This is a genomic window from Dyella mobilis (genome assembly GCF_016904945.1).
Lineage (GTDB): Bacteria > Pseudomonadota > Gammaproteobacteria > Xanthomonadales > Rhodanobacteraceae > Dyella_B > Dyella_B mobilis.
The window spans coordinates 172711-191702 of record NZ_JADIKF010000037.1 but is presented as its reverse complement, the minus strand read 5'-3'; the positions used below and the strand labels follow the sequence as shown (position 1 = coordinate 191702).

14 protein-coding genes and 1 pseudogene are annotated in these 18992 nt (G+C 64.7%); 8 read left to right on the top strand and 7 right to left on the bottom strand.

Going from position 1 to position 18992, the window contains the following annotated elements; all coding sequences use genetic code 11:
* Positions 1-41: 41 nt before the first annotated feature.
* Positions 42-1673: pseudogene (locus ISS99_RS23645) on the top strand (S41 family peptidase); the annotation flags it as partial.
* 75 nt (positions 1674-1748) lie between these two features.
* On the opposite strand, the gene ISS99_RS06760 reads toward ISS99_RS23645, so the two are convergent.
* The 3 genes from ISS99_RS06760 to rpsU all read right to left on the bottom strand — a co-directional run bounded on the left by ISS99_RS06760 (position 1749) and on the right by rpsU (position 2876).
* A complete protein-coding gene (locus ISS99_RS06760) occupies positions 1749-1925 on the bottom strand; it encodes a DUF1328 domain-containing protein (protein ID WP_425490440.1) in 177 nt (58 codons plus the stop codon).
* Between the two features lie 105 nt (positions 1926-2030).
* Positions 2031-2480, bottom strand: coding sequence for a GatB/YqeY domain-containing protein (locus tag ISS99_RS06755; RefSeq protein WP_204630838.1), 450 nt, complete (start codon positions 2478-2480; stop codon positions 2031-2033).
* A gap of 180 nt (positions 2481-2660) precedes the next feature.
* Positions 2661-2876 (bottom strand): 30S ribosomal protein S21, encoded by a 216-nt coding sequence (gene rpsU, locus ISS99_RS06750; RefSeq protein ID WP_115477777.1) that lies wholly within the window; start codon positions 2874-2876, stop codon positions 2661-2663.
* A 171-nt stretch (positions 2877-3047) separates the two neighbouring features.
* Here rpsU and tsaD point away from each other — a divergent pair, with 171 nt between their 5' ends.
* The 4 genes from tsaD to ISS99_RS06730 all read left to right on the top strand — a co-directional run bounded on the left by tsaD (position 3048) and on the right by ISS99_RS06730 (position 5919).
* A complete protein-coding gene (gene tsaD, locus ISS99_RS06745) occupies positions 3048-4112 on the top strand; it encodes a tRNA (adenosine(37)-N6)-threonylcarbamoyltransferase complex transferase subunit TsaD (RefSeq protein WP_204630999.1) in 1065 nt (354 codons plus the stop codon).
* Positions 4113-4144: 32 nt separating this feature from the next.
* Positions 4145-4504 (top strand): dihydroneopterin aldolase, encoded by a 360-nt coding sequence (folB, locus tag ISS99_RS06740; protein ID WP_204630837.1) that lies wholly within the window; start codon positions 4145-4147, stop codon positions 4502-4504.
* Entirely contained in the window at positions 4504-4986 is a 483-nt protein-coding gene (gene folK, locus ISS99_RS06735; protein ID WP_204630836.1) for a 2-amino-4-hydroxy-6-hydroxymethyldihydropteridine diphosphokinase, read from the top strand. Before folB ends, folK begins: the two co-directional genes overlap by 1 nt.
* A gap of 72 nt (positions 4987-5058) precedes the next feature.
* Positions 5059-5919, top strand: a complete 861-nt coding sequence (locus ISS99_RS06730; RefSeq protein ID WP_204630835.1) for a DUF6159 family protein — start codon at positions 5059-5061, stop codon at positions 5917-5919.
* A gap of 67 nt (positions 5920-5986) precedes the next feature.
* Here the strand turns inward: ISS99_RS06730 and ISS99_RS06725 are convergent, their stop codons facing one another.
* Entirely contained in the window at positions 5987-6733 is a 747-nt protein-coding gene (locus ISS99_RS06725; RefSeq protein ID WP_204630834.1) for a pteridine reductase, read from the bottom strand.
* 73 nt (positions 6734-6806) lie between these two features.
* The gene (locus tag ISS99_RS06720; RefSeq protein WP_239537757.1) at positions 6807-7493 is read right to left on the bottom strand and encodes a hypothetical protein; all 687 of its coding nucleotides are present in this window, start codon (positions 7491-7493) and stop codon (positions 6807-6809) included.
* 217 nt (positions 7494-7710) lie between these two features.
* Between ISS99_RS06720 and ISS99_RS06715 the strand changes: the two genes are divergently transcribed.
* Positions 7711-9927: a TonB-dependent receptor gene (locus ISS99_RS06715; protein WP_204630833.1), complete on the top strand. Its 2217-nt coding sequence runs from the start codon at positions 7711-7713 to the stop codon at positions 9925-9927.
* Between the two features lie 135 nt (positions 9928-10062).
* On the opposite strand, the gene ISS99_RS06710 is transcribed toward ISS99_RS06715, so the two are convergent.
* Positions 10063-11433, bottom strand: coding sequence for a S41 family peptidase (locus ISS99_RS06710; protein ID WP_204630832.1), 1371 nt, complete (start codon positions 11431-11433; stop codon positions 10063-10065).
* A 128-nt stretch (positions 11434-11561) separates the two neighbouring features.
* Positions 11562-12761 (bottom strand): murein hydrolase activator EnvC family protein, encoded by a 1200-nt coding sequence (locus ISS99_RS06705; RefSeq protein WP_204630831.1) that lies wholly within the window; start codon positions 12759-12761, stop codon positions 11562-11564.
* A gap of 273 nt (positions 12762-13034) precedes the next feature.
* On the opposite strand from ISS99_RS06705, the gene gltB reads away from it, so the two are divergent.
* Both gltB and ISS99_RS06695 read left to right on the top strand, forming a co-directional pair.
* Complete coding sequence (gene gltB / locus ISS99_RS06700; protein ID WP_204630830.1) at positions 13035-17471, top strand: glutamate synthase large subunit; 4437 nt, start codon at positions 13035-13037, stop codon at positions 17469-17471.
* Positions 17468-18907, top strand: coding sequence for an FAD-dependent oxidoreductase (locus ISS99_RS06695; RefSeq protein ID WP_204630829.1), 1440 nt, complete (start codon positions 17468-17470; stop codon positions 18905-18907). The genes gltB and ISS99_RS06695 overlap by 4 nt, the downstream gene beginning before the upstream one ends.
* The last annotated feature ends 85 nt before the right edge of the window (positions 18908-18992 follow it).

Here is an 18992-nt window from a genome sequence, read left to right as displayed (position 1 = left end):
GTGTGAGTAGTCTTGGGCGGACCTTGAGCAGGGATGCGGGTATGCGCACACGGTGTGGCTGGCTGGTCGGGCTTGTGCTGAGCCTGTATGGATGGGCCGCCATGGCGGGTGAGCCCGCCGCGATGGGTTATTACGACCAGGTGCAGCAGGCCAGGGATGAGGCACGTGCATACATCGTGGCGCCGCACCCAGGGCAGCAAGGCCTTCAGCAGGCGGTGTCGATCCTCAAGCGGGCCCTGCAAACCCTCGATCAGCCTAATGTGATGGGCTTGGCCGACGGCAACGATTATTTGCGGTCGCGTCGTGCGGACGTCTTGCGCGACCTGGCGGCAGCCTACGCCTTGCAGGGCAACCGCAGCGCGGCGCTGGATGCGCTGGAAGCCGCGCAGTCCGAAGCGTTGTACCCCGTGTTGGCTTCGTATTACCGCCAGGAGAAAGCTTTTGCCTCCTTGCAGAATGAGCCGCGGTTCCAGGCCATGCTGGCCAATCTGGATCAGGCTGGCCGCCTTTGGCAGGCCAAGAGCCTGACCGGTCCGTACACGCCGCAATTGGACGAGGTGCACCGCATCGCGGGCCTTTCCCTGTTCTGGTCGGAAGCGAAATACAACTTCGTCCATTTCGATCACGTGCCGCAGCTGGATTGGGATCAGGTCTATCTGGATTTCCTGCCCCAGGTGATCGCCGCCAAGGATACGAAGGCCTACTACGAAGTGCTGATGCGCCTGGCGCCTCTGCTGCACGACGGGCATACCAATATCTATCCGCCGGAAGCATTGCAGTCGCATTTCTACGCAAGACCGCCGCTGGTTACCGGATTATTCGAAAACCGCGTGCTGGTGACGGGCGTGTTCAGCCCGGCGCTGGCGACCAAGGGATTGCGCGTGGGCGACGAAATCACCGCGATCGACGGCATGGAAGTGCATCGTTATGCGCAAGAGCGCGTGGCGCCTTACGCCAGCATCGCCACGCCTCAAGATGGCGAAGTGCGGATGTACGACTACGGCTTGCTGGATGGCGATGCCGATCAGCCGGTCACACTGACGATACGCAATGCGCAAGGGGCCTCGCGTGATGTCACTCTTGCCCGCAAGGGCTACGACGAGAAGTGGCCGACCCGCTTTGCGTTCCGCATGCTGCCGGGATCGATCGCCTACCTGGTGCTCTCCCATTTCGAGAGCGATGCGGCGGTGAAGGCGTTCGAGCAGCATCTGCCGCAAATCATGCAGGCGAAGGGATTGATCCTCGACGTGCGCGGCAATGGCGGGGGCAATAGCGACTACGGCATGCGGATCCTGAGCTATCTGAGCGAGCGGCCGATTCCGTTCTTGCGCGAGCGCGTACTATCCGTGTCCCCGTACTGGCGCATGCAAGGGCAGACGATGCTGGAATGGCGGCGGCTGCCGGACAGCGGGGTTCCCTATGTACACAGCGAGCCGGTGCATTTCAGCGGACCGGTGGCCGTGTTGACCGGTCCGCGCTCGTTTTCGGCGGCTGAGGATTTCGTCGCTTCGTTCAAGGCGATGCACCGCGGCCTGCTGGTGGGGCGGCCCACGGCGGGCAGCACCGGTCAGCCGCTGATGTTCGATCTGCCCGGCGGCGGGAAGGCGCGCATTTGCGTGAAACGCGAAACGAGCCCGGACGGAGAGCCGTTTGTCGGCATCGGCATTGCTCCGGACATCCAAGTCATCACGACGGTGGCGGATATCCGCGCCGGCCGCGATCCGGTGCTGGAGCGGGCCGAGCAGGCCCTAGAGAATGTGGATCAGGCCGATCACGGCCAGGATCACCAGCACGAAGATCACCACGAAAATGGCAAACAGCACTTTGGCGATGGTGCCGGTGACGCCGGACAGGGTGCCGAAGCCCAGCCAGCCGGAGGCCAGTGAAATGATGCCGAAGATGATGGCCCATTTGATCAGGTGCATGCGTTATCCCTGCTGATGTGATGCGATGCTGCGCGGCGCAGCCTAGCAAAGCGGGTGATCACCTTTCGTGACGCCGGCGGACCGGCGCCACCCCGTGGGACGGTATCAACCGCCCAGGCGGGCCTTGATGCGGGCCGAGACCTGGTGGCCCATGTCGGCGCGGCCGGCGACCTTGCCCTTGACCACGCCCACCACCTTGCCCATGTCGCGCGCGCTGCTGGCGCCGGTTTCGGCGATGGCGGCATCGATCAGGGCGTCGACTTCGGCGTCGCTGAGCTTGGCCGGCATATAGGTTTCGATCACCGCCATTTCGGCGCGCTCGACGTTCGCCAGGTCCTCGCGGCCGGCGGCGGCGTACTGGGTGACCGAGTCCTTGCGCTGCTTGAGCATCTTTTCCAGCACGGACAGCACCTGGCTGTCGTCCAGTTCGATGCGCTCGTCCACCTCGCGCTGCTTGACGGCGGCCAGGATCAGGCGGATCACGCCGAGGCGGTCCTTGTCGCCGCCGCGCATGGCGGTCTTCATGTCATCGGTGAGCTGTGCTTTGAGACTCATGATGGGCTCCCTGGAAGACGATTTTCGGAAAGCACAAAGCCGACGTTGCGGGGCAACGTCGGCCGGTGCTGATACCTGAGCTGGCGGCGGCTGCGAATGGACGCGCCGGGCTGCCAGTAAACGAGCCGTTCGGCGCGATACGCGCCCGAACACAAAGGGCCGCCCGCAGGCGGACCGGACTCAGTACAGGCGGGTCTTGCGCGAAACGTCGCGCGACAGACGGCGCAGATGACGCTTCACGGCAGCGGCGCGCTTGCGCTTGCGTTCCTGGGTCGGCTTTTCGTAGAACTCGCGCTTGCGGGTCTCGGCGAGCACGCCGGCCTTTTCACAGGTGCGCTTGAAGCGACGCAGGGCGAGTTCGAACGGCTCGTTCTCGCGAACTTTTACGCTGGGCATGGAAACTCCGGATGTTAAACGTGCCCGCAGAACCGGGCGAGCCGCCAAGTATACGCCGACTCATGTCAAAAATTCAAAGAGGAAAAAGCAGGGCAGATGTACGGGGCTCGCTTGGCCGGCCGGTATCGGCAAAAATGGGGGTCCGAGTACCGAAAACGGTGCATGTCGATGATGTCGCCCGCTCCCAGTTCTCCCTCCACACCTCGCCCCATCCTGGGGATCGAGACGTCTTGTGACGAAACCGGCGTGGCCCTGCTGCGCTGGGAGCCGCAGGCGCCCGGGCAGGGGTTGCTGGCACACGCGCTGTACACCCAGATCAAGCTGCACGCCGATTATGGCGGCGTGGTGCCGGAACTGGCCAGCCGCGACCACGTGCGCAAGCTGCTGCCGCTGGTGCGCGAGGCCCTGTCGCAGGCGGGGCTGACCCCGGCCGACCTGGGCGGGGTGGCGTATACCGCCGGTCCCGGCCTGGTCGGCGCGCTGCTGGTGGGGGCGGCCACCGGCCGGGCGATGGCCTGGGCGCTGGGGGTTCCGGCGATCGGGGTACATCACATGGAAGGGCATCTGCTGGCGCCGCTGCTGGAGGACGACCCGCCCGAGCCGCCGTTCGTCGCTCTGCTGGTTTCGGGCGGACACTCCATGCTGGTGGAGGTACAGGCGATCGGGCACTACCGGATCCTCGGCGACACCCTGGACGATGCCGCCGGCGAGGCCTTCGACAAGACCGCCAAGATGATGGGCCTGCCGTATCCGGGCGGTCCGGCGCTGGCCAAGCTGGCGGGCAGCGGCCGGCCGGGTGTGTTCCGTTTCTCGCGGCCGATGACTGATCGCCCGGGGCTCGATTTCAGCTTCTCGGGCCTCAAGACCCAGGTCTTGCTGGCCTGGCAGCAATCGGACCAGAGCGAGCAGACGCGCGCCGACATCGCGCGGGCCTTCGAAGAGGCGATTGTCGACACGCTGCTGATCAAATGCCGCCGCGCCTTGCAACAAACCGGTGCGAAGCGGCTGGTGATCGCCGGCGGCGTCGGCGCCAATCGCCGCCTGCGCGAGGAGCTTGCCGCGGCCGGCGTACGGGACGGTTTCAAGACCTATTTCCCGCGGCTGCAGTTCTGCACCGACAATGGCGCGATGATCGCGCTGGCCGGCGCGATCAGGCTTGCCCATGGCCAGCACCAGGACGAATCGGTGCAGGTGTTTCCGCGTTGGGATCTGCAAACGCTGCCGCCGGCGGCCTGATCGCATCGCCCGCATTACGGAATCTTGCCCACGTGGATATTGTTTTCATCGAAGACCTGCGCATCGACGCCGTGATCGGCATCTACGACTGGGAGCGCCGCGTGCGCCAGACCTTGTCGCTGGATATCGAAATGGCGTTCGACAACACCGTGCCCGCCGCCAGCGACGACATCGCGCACACGCTCAATTACAAAGACGTGTCCAAGCGCTTGATGACCTATGTCGGCGAATCCAGCTTCGGCCTGGTGGAGACGCTGGCCGAGCGCTGCGCGGCGATCATTCGCGAGGAATTCGGCGTGGCGTGGGTGAGCTTGAAGCTCTCCAAGCCTGGCGCCGTGCGCGGTGCGAAAGCGGTGGGCGTGCGTATCGAGCGCGGCAAACGGCCCGATTGATGGCGCGCGTCTATCTCAGCCTCGGTTCCAACCAGGAGCCACACCGTTATCTGCATGCAGCGCTACAAGAACTGCGCGCACGCTTCGGCGAGCTGGATATCTCACCCGCTTACCGCAGCGCCGCCGTCGGTTTCGACGGGACGGATTTCATCAATCTCGCGGTGGGCCTGTACACGGACCTGTCTCCGCTCGCGCTCAATGATTGGTTGCACGCGCTGGAAGACCGCCACGGCCGCCGCCGCGACGTGCCGCGCTATTCCGACCGCACGCTGGACGTGGACATCGTGCTGTACGACGACCTGGTCACCCAGGGTCCGGGGCATCTGGATATTCCGCGCAAGGAGCTCAAGCACGCCTTCGTGCTCAAGCCGGTGGCGGATATCGCGCCGCACCTGAAGCACCCGGTGAGCGGCCGCACCATGGCCGAGCTGTGGGCGGCGTTTCCCGCCGAGCGCGAGCCGCTGTCGGTCGAGCCCCTGTAGGCCCTGCCGGCCGGTGCGACGGCGTTTCCCGCGCTATGCTGGCGCCTGGGATCACACAGGGGAGGGGCCGAGATGGTCGGCAAGTTTGCACGTAGTTGGGCGTTGTTGCAGGCGAGTGCGGAGGTGTTGCGCTCGGACAGGTCGTTGCTGATGTTTCCGGTGTTGTCAGGCATTTGCACCGTGCTGGTGGCGATAACGTTTTTGGCTCCGGTGGGCATCGAGGTCGCGGCGGACGAACGCATTCGCGCGCTCGGCGAAGCGCATCATCTTTCTCCGCTGCATTACGTCTTCATGTTTCTGTTCTACCTGGCGCAGTACACCGTGATCATCTTCTTCAACACGGCGCTGGCCAGTGTGGCGAGTGCGCGTTTGCGCGGCGACGAAGCCAGCGTGTCCGACGGCCTTGCCGTGGCGCGGTCGCGTTTCGGTTCCATCCTCGGCTATGCCGTGATTGCCGCGACGGTGGGCCTGCTGTTGCGCAGCCTGCAGGAGCGCCTGGGCTGGATCGGGCGCCTGGTGGTCGGCATGATCGGCCTCGCCTGGACCGTGGCCACCTACCTGGTCGTGCCGGTGCTGGCGAATGAAGAGGTCGGCCCGGTGGAAGCGGTGCAGCGTAGTGTCGACATGCTCAAGCGCAGCTGGGGCGAAAACCTGATCGGCAACGTAGGCATCAACTTCGCGTTCGGCGTGATCACCTTCGCGGTGATGATTCCGCTGGCCCTGATCGTGGTTGGCGCGGCGAGCACGCATTCGGCTGCATTGACCGTAACGGCCGTCGCCGTAGCGGTGATTGGCATTGCGCTGCTGGCGATCGCTCAATCCTGCCTGCAGGGCATCTACGCGGTGGCCTTGTATCGCTATGTGGATGAAGGCGAAGCCGGCGGCGGCTTCGATCAGGAAACGCTGCAACAGGCGTTCCGCTCCAAATCCTGAGCAGACGTGGTTTTGCGCGGGCAGGGAAGTCGATTTCCCTGCCTGCGTTCGATCGGCATGCTGGGAGTCAGATGGAAACCGAGCGCCCGCCGTCCACGCGGATGATCTGTCCGGTGACGAACGGCGCATCGCGCAACAGCCACAGCACCGCGCCGGCGACATCTTCCGGGGTGCCGTCGCGGCCCAGCGGCGTGCGTGCCAGCATGGCTTGTTGATCGTCGTAAGGCTTGCCGTCGCTGGGCCACATCACGGCGCCGGGGGCCACGCCGTTCACGCGGATGTCGGGTGCAAGATCCAGCGCCAGGGTGCGCGTCATGGCCGCAAGCGCGCCCTTGGCCATCACGTAGATGGGATGTTCGGCGATGGCGCGCTCGGCGTAGATGTCCACAATGTTCACGATGCCGCCGCGCGCGGCGCGCAAGGCCGGCATCGCGGCCTGTGCCAAAAAGAACGGTGCCTGCGCGTTGGAGGCGAACAATTCGTTCCATTGCGTCGCGGTGGCGGTGCCGATCGGCGTGGCGTAGAACGCCGAGGCGTTATTGACCAGTGCGTCGAGGCGCCCGTAGCGGTTCACGGTTTCGTTCACCAGCCGCGGCCATGCCTGGCTGTCGGCGAGTTCGCCCTGCAACAGCAACACACTGCCGGGGCGTTGCGCCTCCAGCTCCGCGGCCAGCAGCCTGGCCTCGTCGATCGAGTGCCGGCAATGCAGTGCGAGATCGTAGCCTGCGGCATGCAGCGTGCGCGCGATCACGGCGCCGACGCGTTTGGCTCCGCCGGTGATCAACGCAACCGGATGCGGGTGAGACGGACTCATGCGAAAGCTCCAACGCCGTGGCGGCCATGGCGCGCAGCTTGACGCAAACCTCGCGCAGCGTCACCGGGACGCATCAATGCGCACGCGTCGGAGGAATTTCCCGTGCGACGACCTGGACCGGCACTACATCGCCATCGGTGGTGTCGATTTCGCTTTTCAGCATCGCAATGGTGGTGGCCGCAACCTGGCGCGTGTCGTAGTACGCATAGCCGCCGACGCCGATGGCGCCGATCACCGGCATCCAGCGCGACAGCCCTTCGCCCAGCGCACGTTGCGTCACCTTCACGCCAATCTGCTTGGCGACGCGTTCGATCACGCTGTAGGACACGCGCCGGAAGATCAGTCGATCGCCCAGGCGCACCACCAGGTCGCGGAACGCCTGCGCCGAGGTGTGCCGGAACAGGCACCAAAGCATTTGTTCGCGTCCCAGTTCCGCGTGCCTGCCATAGGCGGCCGCGATATCGCTGACCAATTGCGCCTGGATTTTCCAGATGGAAATCAGCTCCGGCAGGATGGTCAGCCAGCCCAGCGGCCCCGGCGGCAAGGCCAGCGAGCCTGCAGTGATCGCCGCGCGCTGTGCCGCGCGCTTGGCCAGTCGGCGCGCTTCCGTTTCCGGGTCGCCGTGGCTGTGCACCTTGCTGTCGGGAATCTGGCTGATGAAATCGAGGATGGCCCGGGTGACCCGGTTGCTGGCGTCGTCCTGGCCGATCACGGCGGGAAGGTTGGCGCCGGTCGAGGTTGTCTGATTGGGCTCGGTCATGCCTCGCTCCGCTTGCACTTGGAATCGTCAGCGGATCATAGGCCGCTCACGTGGCGGTCTGATGAGGAGGGCATAAACCGGGGAATTCCCAGGCGTGCATCGGCGATGCGGGCTGGCATGACTTCTGGGAGGGGCGCGTCGGCGTGATGGAAATGTTATAACATATCGGTCTCGCTCCGACTGCGCCCATTAAAAACGATATCCGCCGGAACCCCGCATGAAATTGTCCCCGCTTGCGCTTGGGCTCAGCCTCGCGCTTTACGCCGTCAGCGGCTATGCCGCCACTCCGACCACAATAACGACTACCTCCAATCCGCCGGTCAATACACCCGCGCCGGCCGCTCAGCAGCCGGCGGAAGATGGTACCGACGACACGGCCGATGGTTCGGGCGCTCGCCGCCCGCACAAGGTCAAAGACCTGGGGGCGGTGAGCGTCACCGCGGCGCTCGACGAGGCACGCAACAGCCTGTCACCGGATACCGGCAGCAGCCAGTATGTGATTACCGCGCAGAACATCCAGGCGCTGCCGCTGGGCGACGCCACGCCCATGAACCAGGTGCTGCTGCAAGCGCCGGGCGTGGTGCAGGATTCCTATGGCGGGCTGCACGTGCGCGGCGATCATGCCAACCTGCAATACCGCGTCGACGGCGTGATGATTCCCGAATCGATCTCCGGCTTCGGCCAGACCCTCGATGCGCGCACCATCCAGAGTGTGAAACTGCTCGACGGCGCCTTGCCGGCGCAATACGGCGAGCGTACGGCGGCGGTGGTGGATATCACCACCAAGAGCGGCAGCGATCTGAGCAACGGCGGCAGCGTAGGCATTACCGGCGGCTCGTTCGGCACGCTTAATCCGAATGCTTCGTTCTGGGGCCACAGCGGCGACTGGAGCTATTTCTTCACGGCCAACTACCTGGAGAACAACGTCGGCATCGAGAACCCGACGTCCAGCCGCACGCCGATTCACGATCGCACCAACCAGGTGAAGGCGTTCGGCGACGTGTCGTACCTGATCAACGACAACACGCGCTTGAGCCTGATGTTCGGCGTGACCAACAACCGCTTCCAGATTCCGAACAACCCCAGCCAGACGCCGCAGTTCGGCTACCTGGACGTCACCAACTTCGATTCCGCGAATTTGAATGAACGCCAGAACGAGCAGACCCGCTTCGGCGTGCTGGCGCTGCAGGGCAAGTTTGGCAACACAAACTACCAGGTGTCGGTGGGGCAGCGTTACAGCGGTCTGCAGTATTACCCCGACGACGTCGGCGACCTGATGTTCAACGGCGTGGCCGGGCAGATCAACCAGGGCGACCGCGCATCCACCCTGCAGGCGGATTTCTCGATGCCGTGGGGCGGTTCGCATACCCTGCGTTATGGCCTGTATGGCGAATACGACCATTCCTACACCAACACCAACTCGCTGGTTTTTCCGGCGAATCCGGATGGCAGCCAGGCCAGCACCGTACCGTTCAACATCTTTACCGGCAGCGCGATCACCGCGAAAACGTATGCGGCCTACCTGCAGGACGAATGGAACATCGGCGACGACTGGACGCTCAATTACGGCCTGCGCGGCGACAAGTACACGGCGTTCCGCGAAGAGAGCCAGTTGAGTCCGCGCGTCGGCCTGGTGTGGCAGGCGACCGACAGCACCACCGTTCACGCCGGCTATTCGCGCTATTTCACTCCGCCGCAGACGGAGCTGATCTCCAGCGGGGCGATCGAGGCCTTCGCCGACACCACCAATGCCGTGAAGAACTATGGCAACAACACGCCGTTGACCGAACGTTCCAACTATTACGACGTCGGCGTTTCGCAGAACATCGGTTCGGCCTGGACGGTGGGTTTCGACTCCTATTACCGCGACGTGAGTCGCCTGCAGGATGAAGGCCAGTTCGGCACGGCGCTGGTCTACTCCACCTTCAACTACAGGTACGGCAAGATTCGCGGCAACGAATTCAGCGTGACCTACAACGAAGGGCCGCTGTCGGCGTATTTCAACTTTGCCTTCAGCCGCGCGATGGGCAAGGACGTGATCACCAGCCAGTACAACTTCCATCCGGACGACCTGGCGTATATCGCCGACCATTGGATTCATCTGGACCACGACCAGAAGTACACCTCGTCCGGCGGCGTCAACTACGCGATCACCAGCGATACCAAGGTCGGTGCGGATTATCTGTTCGGCAGCGGCTTGCGCGAGGATGGCCTGACGCCGAACGGCCTGTCGCTACCGGATTACTTCCAGCTCAACCTCAACGTCTCGCACGATTTCAACTTCGACGGCTTCGGCAAGCTGCATACGCAGCTCGCGCTGATCAATGCGCTGGATCGCACGTTCGAACTGCGCAGCGGTACGGGCGTGGGCGTGGGTGCGCCGCAGTACGGGCCGCGTCGCGGGTTGTATTTAACGTTGCAGAAGGATTTTTGAGGGGGTGAGTCTCTTTCTTTCGAGAAAGGGGCTTGCTGACGTTCTGCGTTAGAGCTTGCTCGATGTTGCTTTTGCGCAAGAGTGGCCCCTCACCTCAATCCTCTCCCCGCAGGGGAGAGGAAGCGAAGAGCAGCGTCAGCGTGCGCTGGCGGCGGGCACGCCGGCGTCGTGGCGCAGCGCCAATCCCTTCAAGATATTCAACGCCTGCGATAGCGCGTAATCCGTCGTTGCGAGCTTGGCGTTTTCCGCACTGCCGTCGTTGTTGATGTTCTTACCCGCGGCGGCGGTCGCTTCGTTGGCCAGATGGTGCGGCAGGTCCGCTTCGGAGTTGATCGGTTCCTGCGTGTCGTCCACCTTGGCGACGGTGAGGTCGGCCAGGGCGATATCCGGCTTGATGCCTTCGGCCTGGATCGAGGTGCCGTTCGGCGTGTAGTAGCGTGCGGTGGTCAGCTTCACCGCATGGGTGTCGTCGAGCGGCAGCACGGTCTGCACCACGCCCTTGCCGAAGGTGCGGCGGCCGACGATCAGTGCACGGTGGTTGTCCTTGAGTGCGCCGGAAACGATCTCGGCGGCCGAGGCCGTGCCGTTGTCGGTGAGCAGCACCATCGGCGCGCCGTTCAACATGTCGCCGCCCGGGTGTGCCGTGAAGGACAGGTTGGAATCGGGCAGGCGGCCACGGGTGGTGACGATGGTGCCCGAATCGAGGAAGTCGTTACTCACGCCCACGGCAGCCGTCAGCAGGCCGCCCGGGTTGGAACGCAAGTCGAGAATCGCGCCTTTCTGCGTGCCGTCTTTCTTCAACAGATCGCCCAGTTTCTTTTCCAGGTCGCTGGCGGTGTCGTCCTGGAACTGGCTGATGCGGATGTACGCATAGCCCGGCTCCAGCTCGCGCACCTTCACGCTGGTCATGGAGATGCGCTCGCGCGTCATGCTCATGGTGACCGGCTGGTCGGCTTTTTCGTGCAGGATGCCCAGGGTGATCTTGGTGCCCGGATCGCCGCGCAGGGCATCGAACATGTCGTCGATATTGTCGGGGGTGACCGCCTTGCCGTTGATCGCGGTAATCACGTCGCCCGGCTTGATGCCGGCCCGCGAGGCAGGGGTGTCGTCGATCGGGGACACGATGCGCAGCAGGCCGTTGTCCTCCATCACCTCGATGCCGAGGCCGCCGTACTGGCCGGTGGTGTCCTCGTTGAGTTCCTGCAGGCCTTCCTTGTCCAGATAGGCGCTATGCGGGTCCAGGCCGGACAGCATGCCCTTGATCGCGTCGTTCATCAGGGTCTTGTTGTCGACCTTTTCCACATAGGCCTGGCGGATGATCTGATACACGTGCGCGAAGTTGCGCACATCGTCCAGGTCGACCTGGTCCGCCGGCGCCGCCGTGCTAGATGCCTTTGCCGGGGTATCGGTGTCCGACGCGTCCGCGGCCGTATCGGGCGCCACCTGCGCGTGCAGCATGGGCGCCGCCAACAGCAGGGCGAGCAGGCAATGGCGGGGGAAACGCATGGGGCAAACTCCACGTGAAAAGATGTGACGGCGACGTTGAGACCGCACGCCGCCGTCCGAATTCAGCCGGCACAGAATACGCCGATCCTCGTTGCATGGGCGTTGTCGCCGCCCGGAGCGCCCGGGTGTCAGTGTTTCTGGCTCAGCCAGGTGCGCGGATCGACCGGCTGGCCGTTGTGGCGCAGCTCGAAGTACACGCCGGTGCTGTCGCCGGTGGAAAGCATGGCGGTGCCGAGCGCCTGGCCGGCCGCGACATCTTCGCCCACCGCGTGCAACAGCGTTTCGTTGTTGCCGTACATGCTGAGCCAGCCGTTGCCGTGGCTGAGGATGATCAGTTGCCCGTAACCGCGCATGAAATGGGCATAGACCACCCGGCCGGCGGCCACCGCATGCACTTCGCTGCCGCGCGGGGCCGCGATCAGCACGCCGTTGCCGAAGTTGTGCACCGGGCCGGCCGCGGGCCACGGCAGGTTTCCGCGAATATTGGCCAGCGCCTTGCCGCCGCTGGGTACGGTCGGATTGGCGCGCGCCTTGCGCTCGGCTTCGCGGGCGGCTTCGTCGATGGCTTTCTGCAGCTTCACCAGCAAGTCGTCGAGCGACTGCTCGTTCTGCTTCATCGCCGCCAGCTTCTGCCCCTGGTTCTTGTATTGCGCATCGATCTGCCCGGCCAGTTGCTGCTGGGCCTTGCGCTGCTGCTCCAGCGTACCGGCCTGCTGGGCGCGTTGCGTGCGGGTGGCCTGCAAGGCCTGCTGTTCGGCGGTGATCTGCGTTTCCAGGTCTTGCAGCTTGGTTAGCTGCGCCATCAGGTCCTGCACTTTCTGTACGCGGTCCTGCTGGAAGTATTTGGAGTAGGCAAGCGAGCGGGCAATGCGTGCGATGTCCTCGTCGCCGAGCAGCAGGCGCAGGTCCGAGCCCTGGCCGATGGCGTAGGTGGCGCGTAGCAGTTCTGCGATCGCCGCGCGCTGGCTGTCCAGTTTCTGGTTGAGTGCTGTTCGTTGCATCTGCAACTGATCGAGCTGTTGCTGCTTGGCAGCGATCTGCGCGTCGGTATCGCGCAGTGCCCGGGCTGCCGTGGCCACTGCATCGGACTGCTTGGCGAGGGTGGCGTTGGCGCTGTCGCGGCGTGCGGCGGTGTCGGCCTGTTCCTTGGTCAGCGCGTCCATCTTGGTACGCAGGTCGGCCAGTTGCTGTTTGGTCTGGGCCTGCTGTGCTTCGGTCTTGGCGTCCTGGGCGGCTCGAGCTGGTACGAAAGCGCTGGAAACGGCGGCGATCGCGACGGCGATCAAGGCGGATGAGAGTGGGCGAAGGGCGCGGGAATGTGTCGGCATGCGGGGGATTATGTCCGAGCTGGACTGATCCGGCGAGATGGCGCAGATGGCGGCGTGGCGCGGTCTTGCGGAGGTCGGCGGCGGAGTGGTCTGTTAGCGCGCGCGCTAACAGCCGGCATTGATATTTCATTTAGACGTCTAGAAGGCTTTGACGCGACGCACAACTTGTGCGTAAAGTCGGGGCGTAAGCCTTGTCGCATCTGCATGCCGTTCTGGGGACGGCAGGTGTTTTGCGCCCTCGTGAGCCGGAGTAAAGCAAAGAGGAATCGAGTCATGCCGGTTGCGCCGCGTTTGTACGACGCCAGTTTTGAGCACGATAGCTGCGGTTTCGGTCTGGTCGCCCAGATCGACGGCCGAGCCAGTAAATGGGTGGTCGACACGGCGTTCGCGGCACTGGCCAAACTTTCCCACCGTGGCGGGGTGAATGCCGACGGTGTCAGCGGCGACGGCTGCGGCGTGCTGATTCATCACCCGCAGGCGTGGCTGCGGGCCATGGCGGTGGAAGCGGGCATCGCGCTCGGCGAGCGCTTTGCCGCCGGCCTGGTTTTTCTCGATGCGCCGGACAGCGACGCACGCAAGGTGCTGGAGCAGCACGTCGCCGAAGAAGGCATGCGCGTGGCCGGCTGGCGCGACGTAGCGGTAAACGGCGAAGCCTGCGGTCCGCTGGCGGCGGCTGCGATGCCGGTCGTGCGGCAGATTTTCGTCAATGCCGGCGCGCACTTGGACGATGCCGCTTTCGAACGCGCCCTGTTCCGCGCGCGCCGACGCGCCGAAACCGAACTCAGCGGCGATCCGCAGTTCTACGTAGTGTCGCTGTCGGCACAGGTGATCGGCTACAAGGCGATGGCGGCTCCCGGTCGCCTGCGCGAGGTGTTCGACGACCTCAACCACCCCGCGCTGGTGGCCGACGCCCTGGTGTTCCATCAGCGCTTTTCCACCAACACCACTCCGCAATGGCGACTGGCGCAGCCGTTCCGCCTGCTGGCGCACAACGGCGAGATCAACACCATTCGCGCCAACCGCCGCTGGATGCAGACGCGCGCGGAAATCTGGCGCTCCCCACTGGTCGAACTGGGCGACATCGGCCCGTTCGTGCGCCAGACCGGATCGGATTCCGAAAGCCTCGACAACGCGCTGGAACTGCTGCTGGCCGGCGGCCTGGACTTGATCGCCGCCATGCGCGTGCTGGTGCCGCCGGCCTTCGCCGCGCGCGAAGGCATCGACGAAGACCTTGCCGCCTTCTACGAGTATTACGCCCTGCACAGCGAGCCCTGGGACGGCCCTGCCGGCCTGGTGATGTGCGACGGACGCTATGCCGCCTGCACGTTGGACCGCAACGGCTTGCGTCCGGCACGCTGGGCCTTGTCGGACGACAATCACGTGATCGTTGCCTCCGAAGCCGGCTTGTGGGACGTGCCCAGTGCGCGCGTGATCGCCAAGGGACGCCTCGCGCCCGGCGAAATGATCGCCGTCGACTTCCAGGCGCATCGCCTGCTGCGCGATGCCGATATCGACGACATCAACCGCAAGCGCGCACCGTATCGCGATTGGCTGCGCGCAGGCGTCAGCTATCTCGAATCGGACCTGATCGACCCGTCGCTGGCGGCCGAGCCTTTGCCCGCCGACGAACTGCGCTGTTACCAGAAGCTGTACGGGCTTTCGCGCGAAGAGCGCGAAACGGTATTGAAGGTGATTGCCGAACTGGAAGCGGAAGCGACCGGTTCGATGGGCGACGACACGCCGATTGCCGCCATGTCGCGGCAGGTGCGGCCCTTGTTCGACCGCTTCCGCCAGGGTTTTGCCCAGGTCACCAATCCGCCGATCGATCCCTTGCGCGAAAAGCTGGTGATGTCGCTGGTCACACAGATCGGACCGGAAGGCAACGTGTTCGAGCTCAAGCCGGAGAACGCCAAGCAGATCCTGATCAACTCGCCGATTCTTTCGCAACGCAAGCTGCGGCAGTTGCTGGCGATGCCGCAATACCAGGGTGCGCCACGCTTCGACCTGATGTACGCCGCCGAAGAAGGCCTGGAAGCGGCGCTGCGCCGCCTGTGCACCCGTGTCGCGCAGACGGTGCGCGAGGGATGCTCCATTGTTTTCCTCAGCGACCGCTATCCGCGCAGCGACCGCTTGCCTATCCATTCGCTGCTGGCGACCGGCGCCGTGCATGCCTATCTGATCGAGCAGGGCCTGCGCTGCCAGTGCAACATCGTCGTGGAAACGGCCACGCCGCGCGATGCGCACCAGTTTGCCTGCCTGATCGGTTTCGGCGCGACGGCGATCTATCCGTGGCTGGCCTATCAAAGCCTGTTCGAGCTGGGCCGCGAAGGGCACATCGAAGGCGATCGGCAGGAAATCGGGCGCAGCTATCGCCGCGGCATCCGCAAGGGGCTGCTGAAGATCCTGTCCAAGATGGGCATTTCCACCGTCGCCGGCTATCGCGGTGCGCAGCTGTTTGAGATCGTAGGCCTCGCGCCCGACGTGGTGGAACTGTGTTTCCCCGGCACGCCCTCGCGCATTGGCGGCGCCGGCTTCGCCGAACTGGAACACGAGCAGCGCCTGCTGGCAGCCGAAGCCTGGAACGAAGCGTTGCCGTTGCGTGCGGGCGGCCTGTACAAATATGTGCACGGCGGCGAATACCACATGTACAACCCCGACGTGATCGCCACCCTGCAAAAGGCCGTGCGCAGCGGCAATCCCGCCGACTACCGCGCATATGCCGACTTCGTCGATCACCGTCCGCCGTCGGCATTGCGCGATCTGCTCGGGCTGAAGCCGGCCATTGCGTCTATCGCGTTGGAAGACGTGGAACCGGTCGAGGCCATCTTGAAGCGCTTCGATTCGGCGGGCATGTCGCTGGGCGCGCTGTCGCCCGAAGCGCACGAAGCGCTGGCGATCGCGATGAACCGCCTGGGCGCGCGCAGCAACTCCGGCGAAGGCGGCGAAGATCCCGCGCGCTACGGCACCGAGCGCGCGTCGAAGATCAAGCAGGTGGCTTCCGGCCGCTTCGGCGTGACGCCGGCGTATCTGGTGAATGCCGAGGTGTTGCAGATCAAGGTTGCCCAGGGCGCCAAGCCGGGCGAGGGCGGCCAGCTGCCCGGTCACAAGGTGGACAGCACCATCGCGCGCCTGCGTTATGCGAAGCCGGGCATTGGCCTGATTTCGCCGCCGCCGCATCACGATATTTATTCGATCGAAGACCTGGCCGAGCTGATCCACGACCTCAAGGAGGTTAATCCCGATGCCTTGGTGTCGGTGAAGCTGGTATCGCATGCCGGTGTCGGCACGGTGGCGGCGGGCGTGGTGAAAGCCGGCGCCGACTTGATCACCGTCAGCGGCCACGACGGCGGCACCGGCGCCAGTCCACTTACGTCCATCAAATACGCGGGCACGCCGTGGGAACTGGGCCTGGCCGAAACGCAGCAGACCCTGCGCCGCAACGACCTGCGCGGAAGAGTGCGCCTGCAGACCGACGGCGGCCTGAAGACCGGCCTGGACGTGATCAAGGCGGCGCTGCTCGGTGCGGAGAGCTTCGGCTTCGGCACCGGCCCGATGGTGGCGCTGGGTTGCAAATACCTGCGCATCTGCCATTTGAACAATTGCGCGACCGGCGTGGCCACCCAGCATCCGGTCTTGCGCAAGGACCATTTCATCGGCCTGCCCGAAATGGTGATGAACTACTTCACTTTCATTGCGCAGGACGTACGTGCACATCTGGCTCAGCTCGGCGTGCGCAGCCTGGGCGAGATCGTCGGGCGTACCGATCTGCTGGAGCAACTGGAAGGCGGTACGCCGGTGCAACACAAGCTGGATCTCACGCCGCTGATCGATGGTGCGGGCTTGAGCGCCAGCAGCGACTTCGCTTGCACCTTGCCGCGCAATCCGATGCGCGATGAGGCCGAACTGGCTTCGCGCATTTCGGCTGACGCAGCGGCGGCGGTCGCGAATGGCAGCGGCGGCAGTTTCAGCTATCGCATCGCCAACACCGATCGTGCGATCGGTGCGCGCCTATCTGGCGAAGTGGCGCGCCGCCACGGCGATCACGGCATGGATGCCCAGCCGATCGAATTGAAACTGGACGGCGCCGCGGGACAGAGCCTGGGGGCATGGAACGCTGGCGGCGTGCACATCGACCTGGTCGGCGAGGCCAACGACGGCGTCGGCAAGGGCATGGCGGGTGGCCGCATCGTGGTACGTCCTCCGGCCGATGCGCCGTATGCCAGCCAGGACGCCGCGATCATCGGCAATACCTGCCTGTACGGCGCCACCGACGGCGAGCTGTATGCCGCCGGCCGCGCAGGCGAACGCTTCGCGGTGCGCAATTCCGGTGCGCTCGCGGTGGTGGAAGGCGCCGGCGATCACTGCTGCGAATACATGACCGGCGGCGTGGTCGCGGTGCTGGGCAAGGTCGGTCTCAATTTTGGTGCGGGCATGACCGGCGGCTTTGCCTACGTGCTCGACCTGGAGCGCGATTTCGTCGACTGCTACAACCACGAGCTGGTCGACATCCTGCGCATATCACCCGAGGGGATGGAAAACTACATGCAGCATCTGCGCAGACTGGTCACGCGCCACGTGGAATTGACTGGCAGCGATTGGGGCCGGCAGATCCTGCGCGATTTCCGCGGCCTGCAATACAAGTTCTGGCTGGTGAAACCCAAGGCGGCAAGCCTTGCCGTGCTGGCCGAAGAACTGCGGAGGGCGGCATGAGCGCGAAGCTGTTCCAATTCCTCGATGTGCCGCGCCAACCGCCGCGCACCGTGCCGGTGGCGGTGCGCGTGCTGGGTTACGGCGAGATCGGCGGCGAATTCGCTTCGCCGCAGGCATCCACGCAGGCGGAGCGCTGCATTGACTGCGGCAATCCGTATTGCGAGCACGCCTGCCCCGTGCACAACTACATTCCCAACTGGCTGAAGCTGGTGCAGCAAGGACGCATCCTGGAAGCGGCCACGCTGATGCACGAAACGAATCCGCTGCCGGAAATCTGCGGCCGCGTGTGCCCGCAGGATCGCCTGTGCGAAGGTGCCTGTACGCTGGAGCAGACCGAGTTCGGTGCCGTCACCATCGGCAGCATCGAGCGCTGGGTTACGGACGAGGCGTTGCGGCAAGGCTGGCGCCCTGATCTTTCCAAGGTGCGCGAGACCGGACATCGCGTGGCGGTGATCGGCGCGGGCCCTGCCGGCCTGGCGTGTGCAGACCGCCTGCGTCGCGCGGGCATTGCCGTGGATGTCTACGATCGGCAGCAGGAGATCGGCGGCCTGCTCACCTTTGGCATTCCGCCGTTCAAGCTCGACAAGGGCGTGGTGCGTACGCGCCGCGAGGTACTCGAAGGCATGGGCGTGCGTTTCCTGCTGGGACAAGAAGTGGGGCGTGGCGTGGAATTCGGCGCATTGCTGGAAAACTACGACGCCGTATTTATCGGCACGGGCGCCTATACCTTTGTCGATGCGCAATTGCCGGGACGCGAGCTGCAAGGCGTGCACGATGCATTGCCCTTCCTGATCGCCAATACCGAACGCTTGTTGCGCGACGAACCGGCTTCGATGTTCGACTTCCGCGACAAGCACGTGGTGGTGCTGGGCGGTGGCGATACCGGCATGGATTGCAATCGCACCGCCATTCGCCTCGGTGCGGCATCCGTCACCTGCGTGTATCGCCGCGACGAGGCGAGCATGCCGGGCTCGGCGCGCGAGGTGCAGTACAGCCGCGAAGAAGGCGTCACCTTTTTGTTCCAGCGCCAGCCGGTGGCGATCGTGGATGATGGCAGCGGCAAGGTACGCGGCGTACGCGTGGTCGAAACGCGCCTGGTCGACAGCGGCGACGGACGTCCGCGCCCGCAGAACGTCGAAGGCAGCGAATCGGAAATCGTCGCCGACGTGGTGATTCAATCCTTCGGTTTCCTGCCCAGCCCGCCGAGCTGGCTGGCCGCGCACGGCGTGGAGTTGTCGGCGTCCGGCAAGGTGGTGACGGGCGGGCGAGGGCGGCTTGCGCAGCAGACCAGCCACCCGCGCATTTTTGCCGGCGGCGACAACGTGCGCGGTGCGGATCTGGTGGTGCGCGCGGTGTACGACGGCCGCGAAGCGGGCGTCAGCATCGCCGCTTCGTTGGCCAGTTCGGAGCGCAAAGAGACCGCCATGGTGCGTTAAAGCCGCTTCACGGGGTGTCGTAAATAATTACGTGTTCGTCATACGCCAGTAACAATGCGTTACTGGCTTTTTTTGTGAAAGCTTT

What these genes read in the sequence shown, in the direction of transcription:
- ISS99_RS06720 (WP_239537757.1), bottom strand. Translation starts at nt 7,493, where the DNA reads ATGACCGAGCCCAATCAGACAACCTCGACCGGCGCCAACCTTCCCGCC.
- ISS99_RS06705 (WP_204630831.1), bottom strand. Translation starts at nt 12,761, where the DNA reads ATGCCGACACATTCCCGCGCCCTTCGCCCACTCTCATCCGCCTTGATC.
- rpsU (WP_115477777.1), bottom strand. Translation starts at nt 2,876, where the DNA reads ATGCCCAGCGTAAAAGTTCGCGAGAACGAGCCGTTCGAACTCGCCCTG.
- ISS99_RS06715 (WP_204630833.1), top strand. Translation starts at nt 7,711, where the DNA reads ATGAAATTGTCCCCGCTTGCGCTTGGGCTCAGCCTCGCGCTTTACGCC.
- folK (WP_204630836.1), top strand. Translation starts at nt 4,504, where the DNA reads ATGGCGCGCGTCTATCTCAGCCTCGGTTCCAACCAGGAGCCACACCGT.
- ISS99_RS06725 (WP_204630834.1), bottom strand. Translation starts at nt 6,733, where the DNA reads ATGAGTCCGTCTCACCCGCATCCGGTTGCGTTGATCACCGGCGGAGCC.
- ISS99_RS06760 (WP_425490440.1), bottom strand. Translation starts at nt 1,925, where the DNA reads ATGCACCTGATCAAATGGGCCATCATCTTCGGCATCATTTCACTGGCC.
- ISS99_RS06730 (WP_204630835.1), top strand. Translation starts at nt 5,059, where the DNA reads ATGGTCGGCAAGTTTGCACGTAGTTGGGCGTTGTTGCAGGCGAGTGCG.
- ISS99_RS06695 (WP_204630829.1), top strand. Translation starts at nt 17,468, where the DNA reads ATGAGCGCGAAGCTGTTCCAATTCCTCGATGTGCCGCGCCAACCGCCG.
- ISS99_RS06755 (WP_204630838.1), bottom strand. Translation starts at nt 2,480, where the DNA reads ATGAGTCTCAAAGCACAGCTCACCGATGACATGAAGACCGCCATGCGC.
- ISS99_RS06710 (WP_204630832.1), bottom strand. Translation starts at nt 11,433, where the DNA reads ATGCGTTTCCCCCGCCATTGCCTGCTCGCCCTGCTGTTGGCGGCGCCC.
- gltB (WP_204630830.1), top strand. Translation starts at nt 13,035, where the DNA reads ATGCCGGTTGCGCCGCGTTTGTACGACGCCAGTTTTGAGCACGATAGC.
- tsaD (WP_204630999.1), top strand. Translation starts at nt 3,048, where the DNA reads ATGTCGCCCGCTCCCAGTTCTCCCTCCACACCTCGCCCCATCCTGGGG.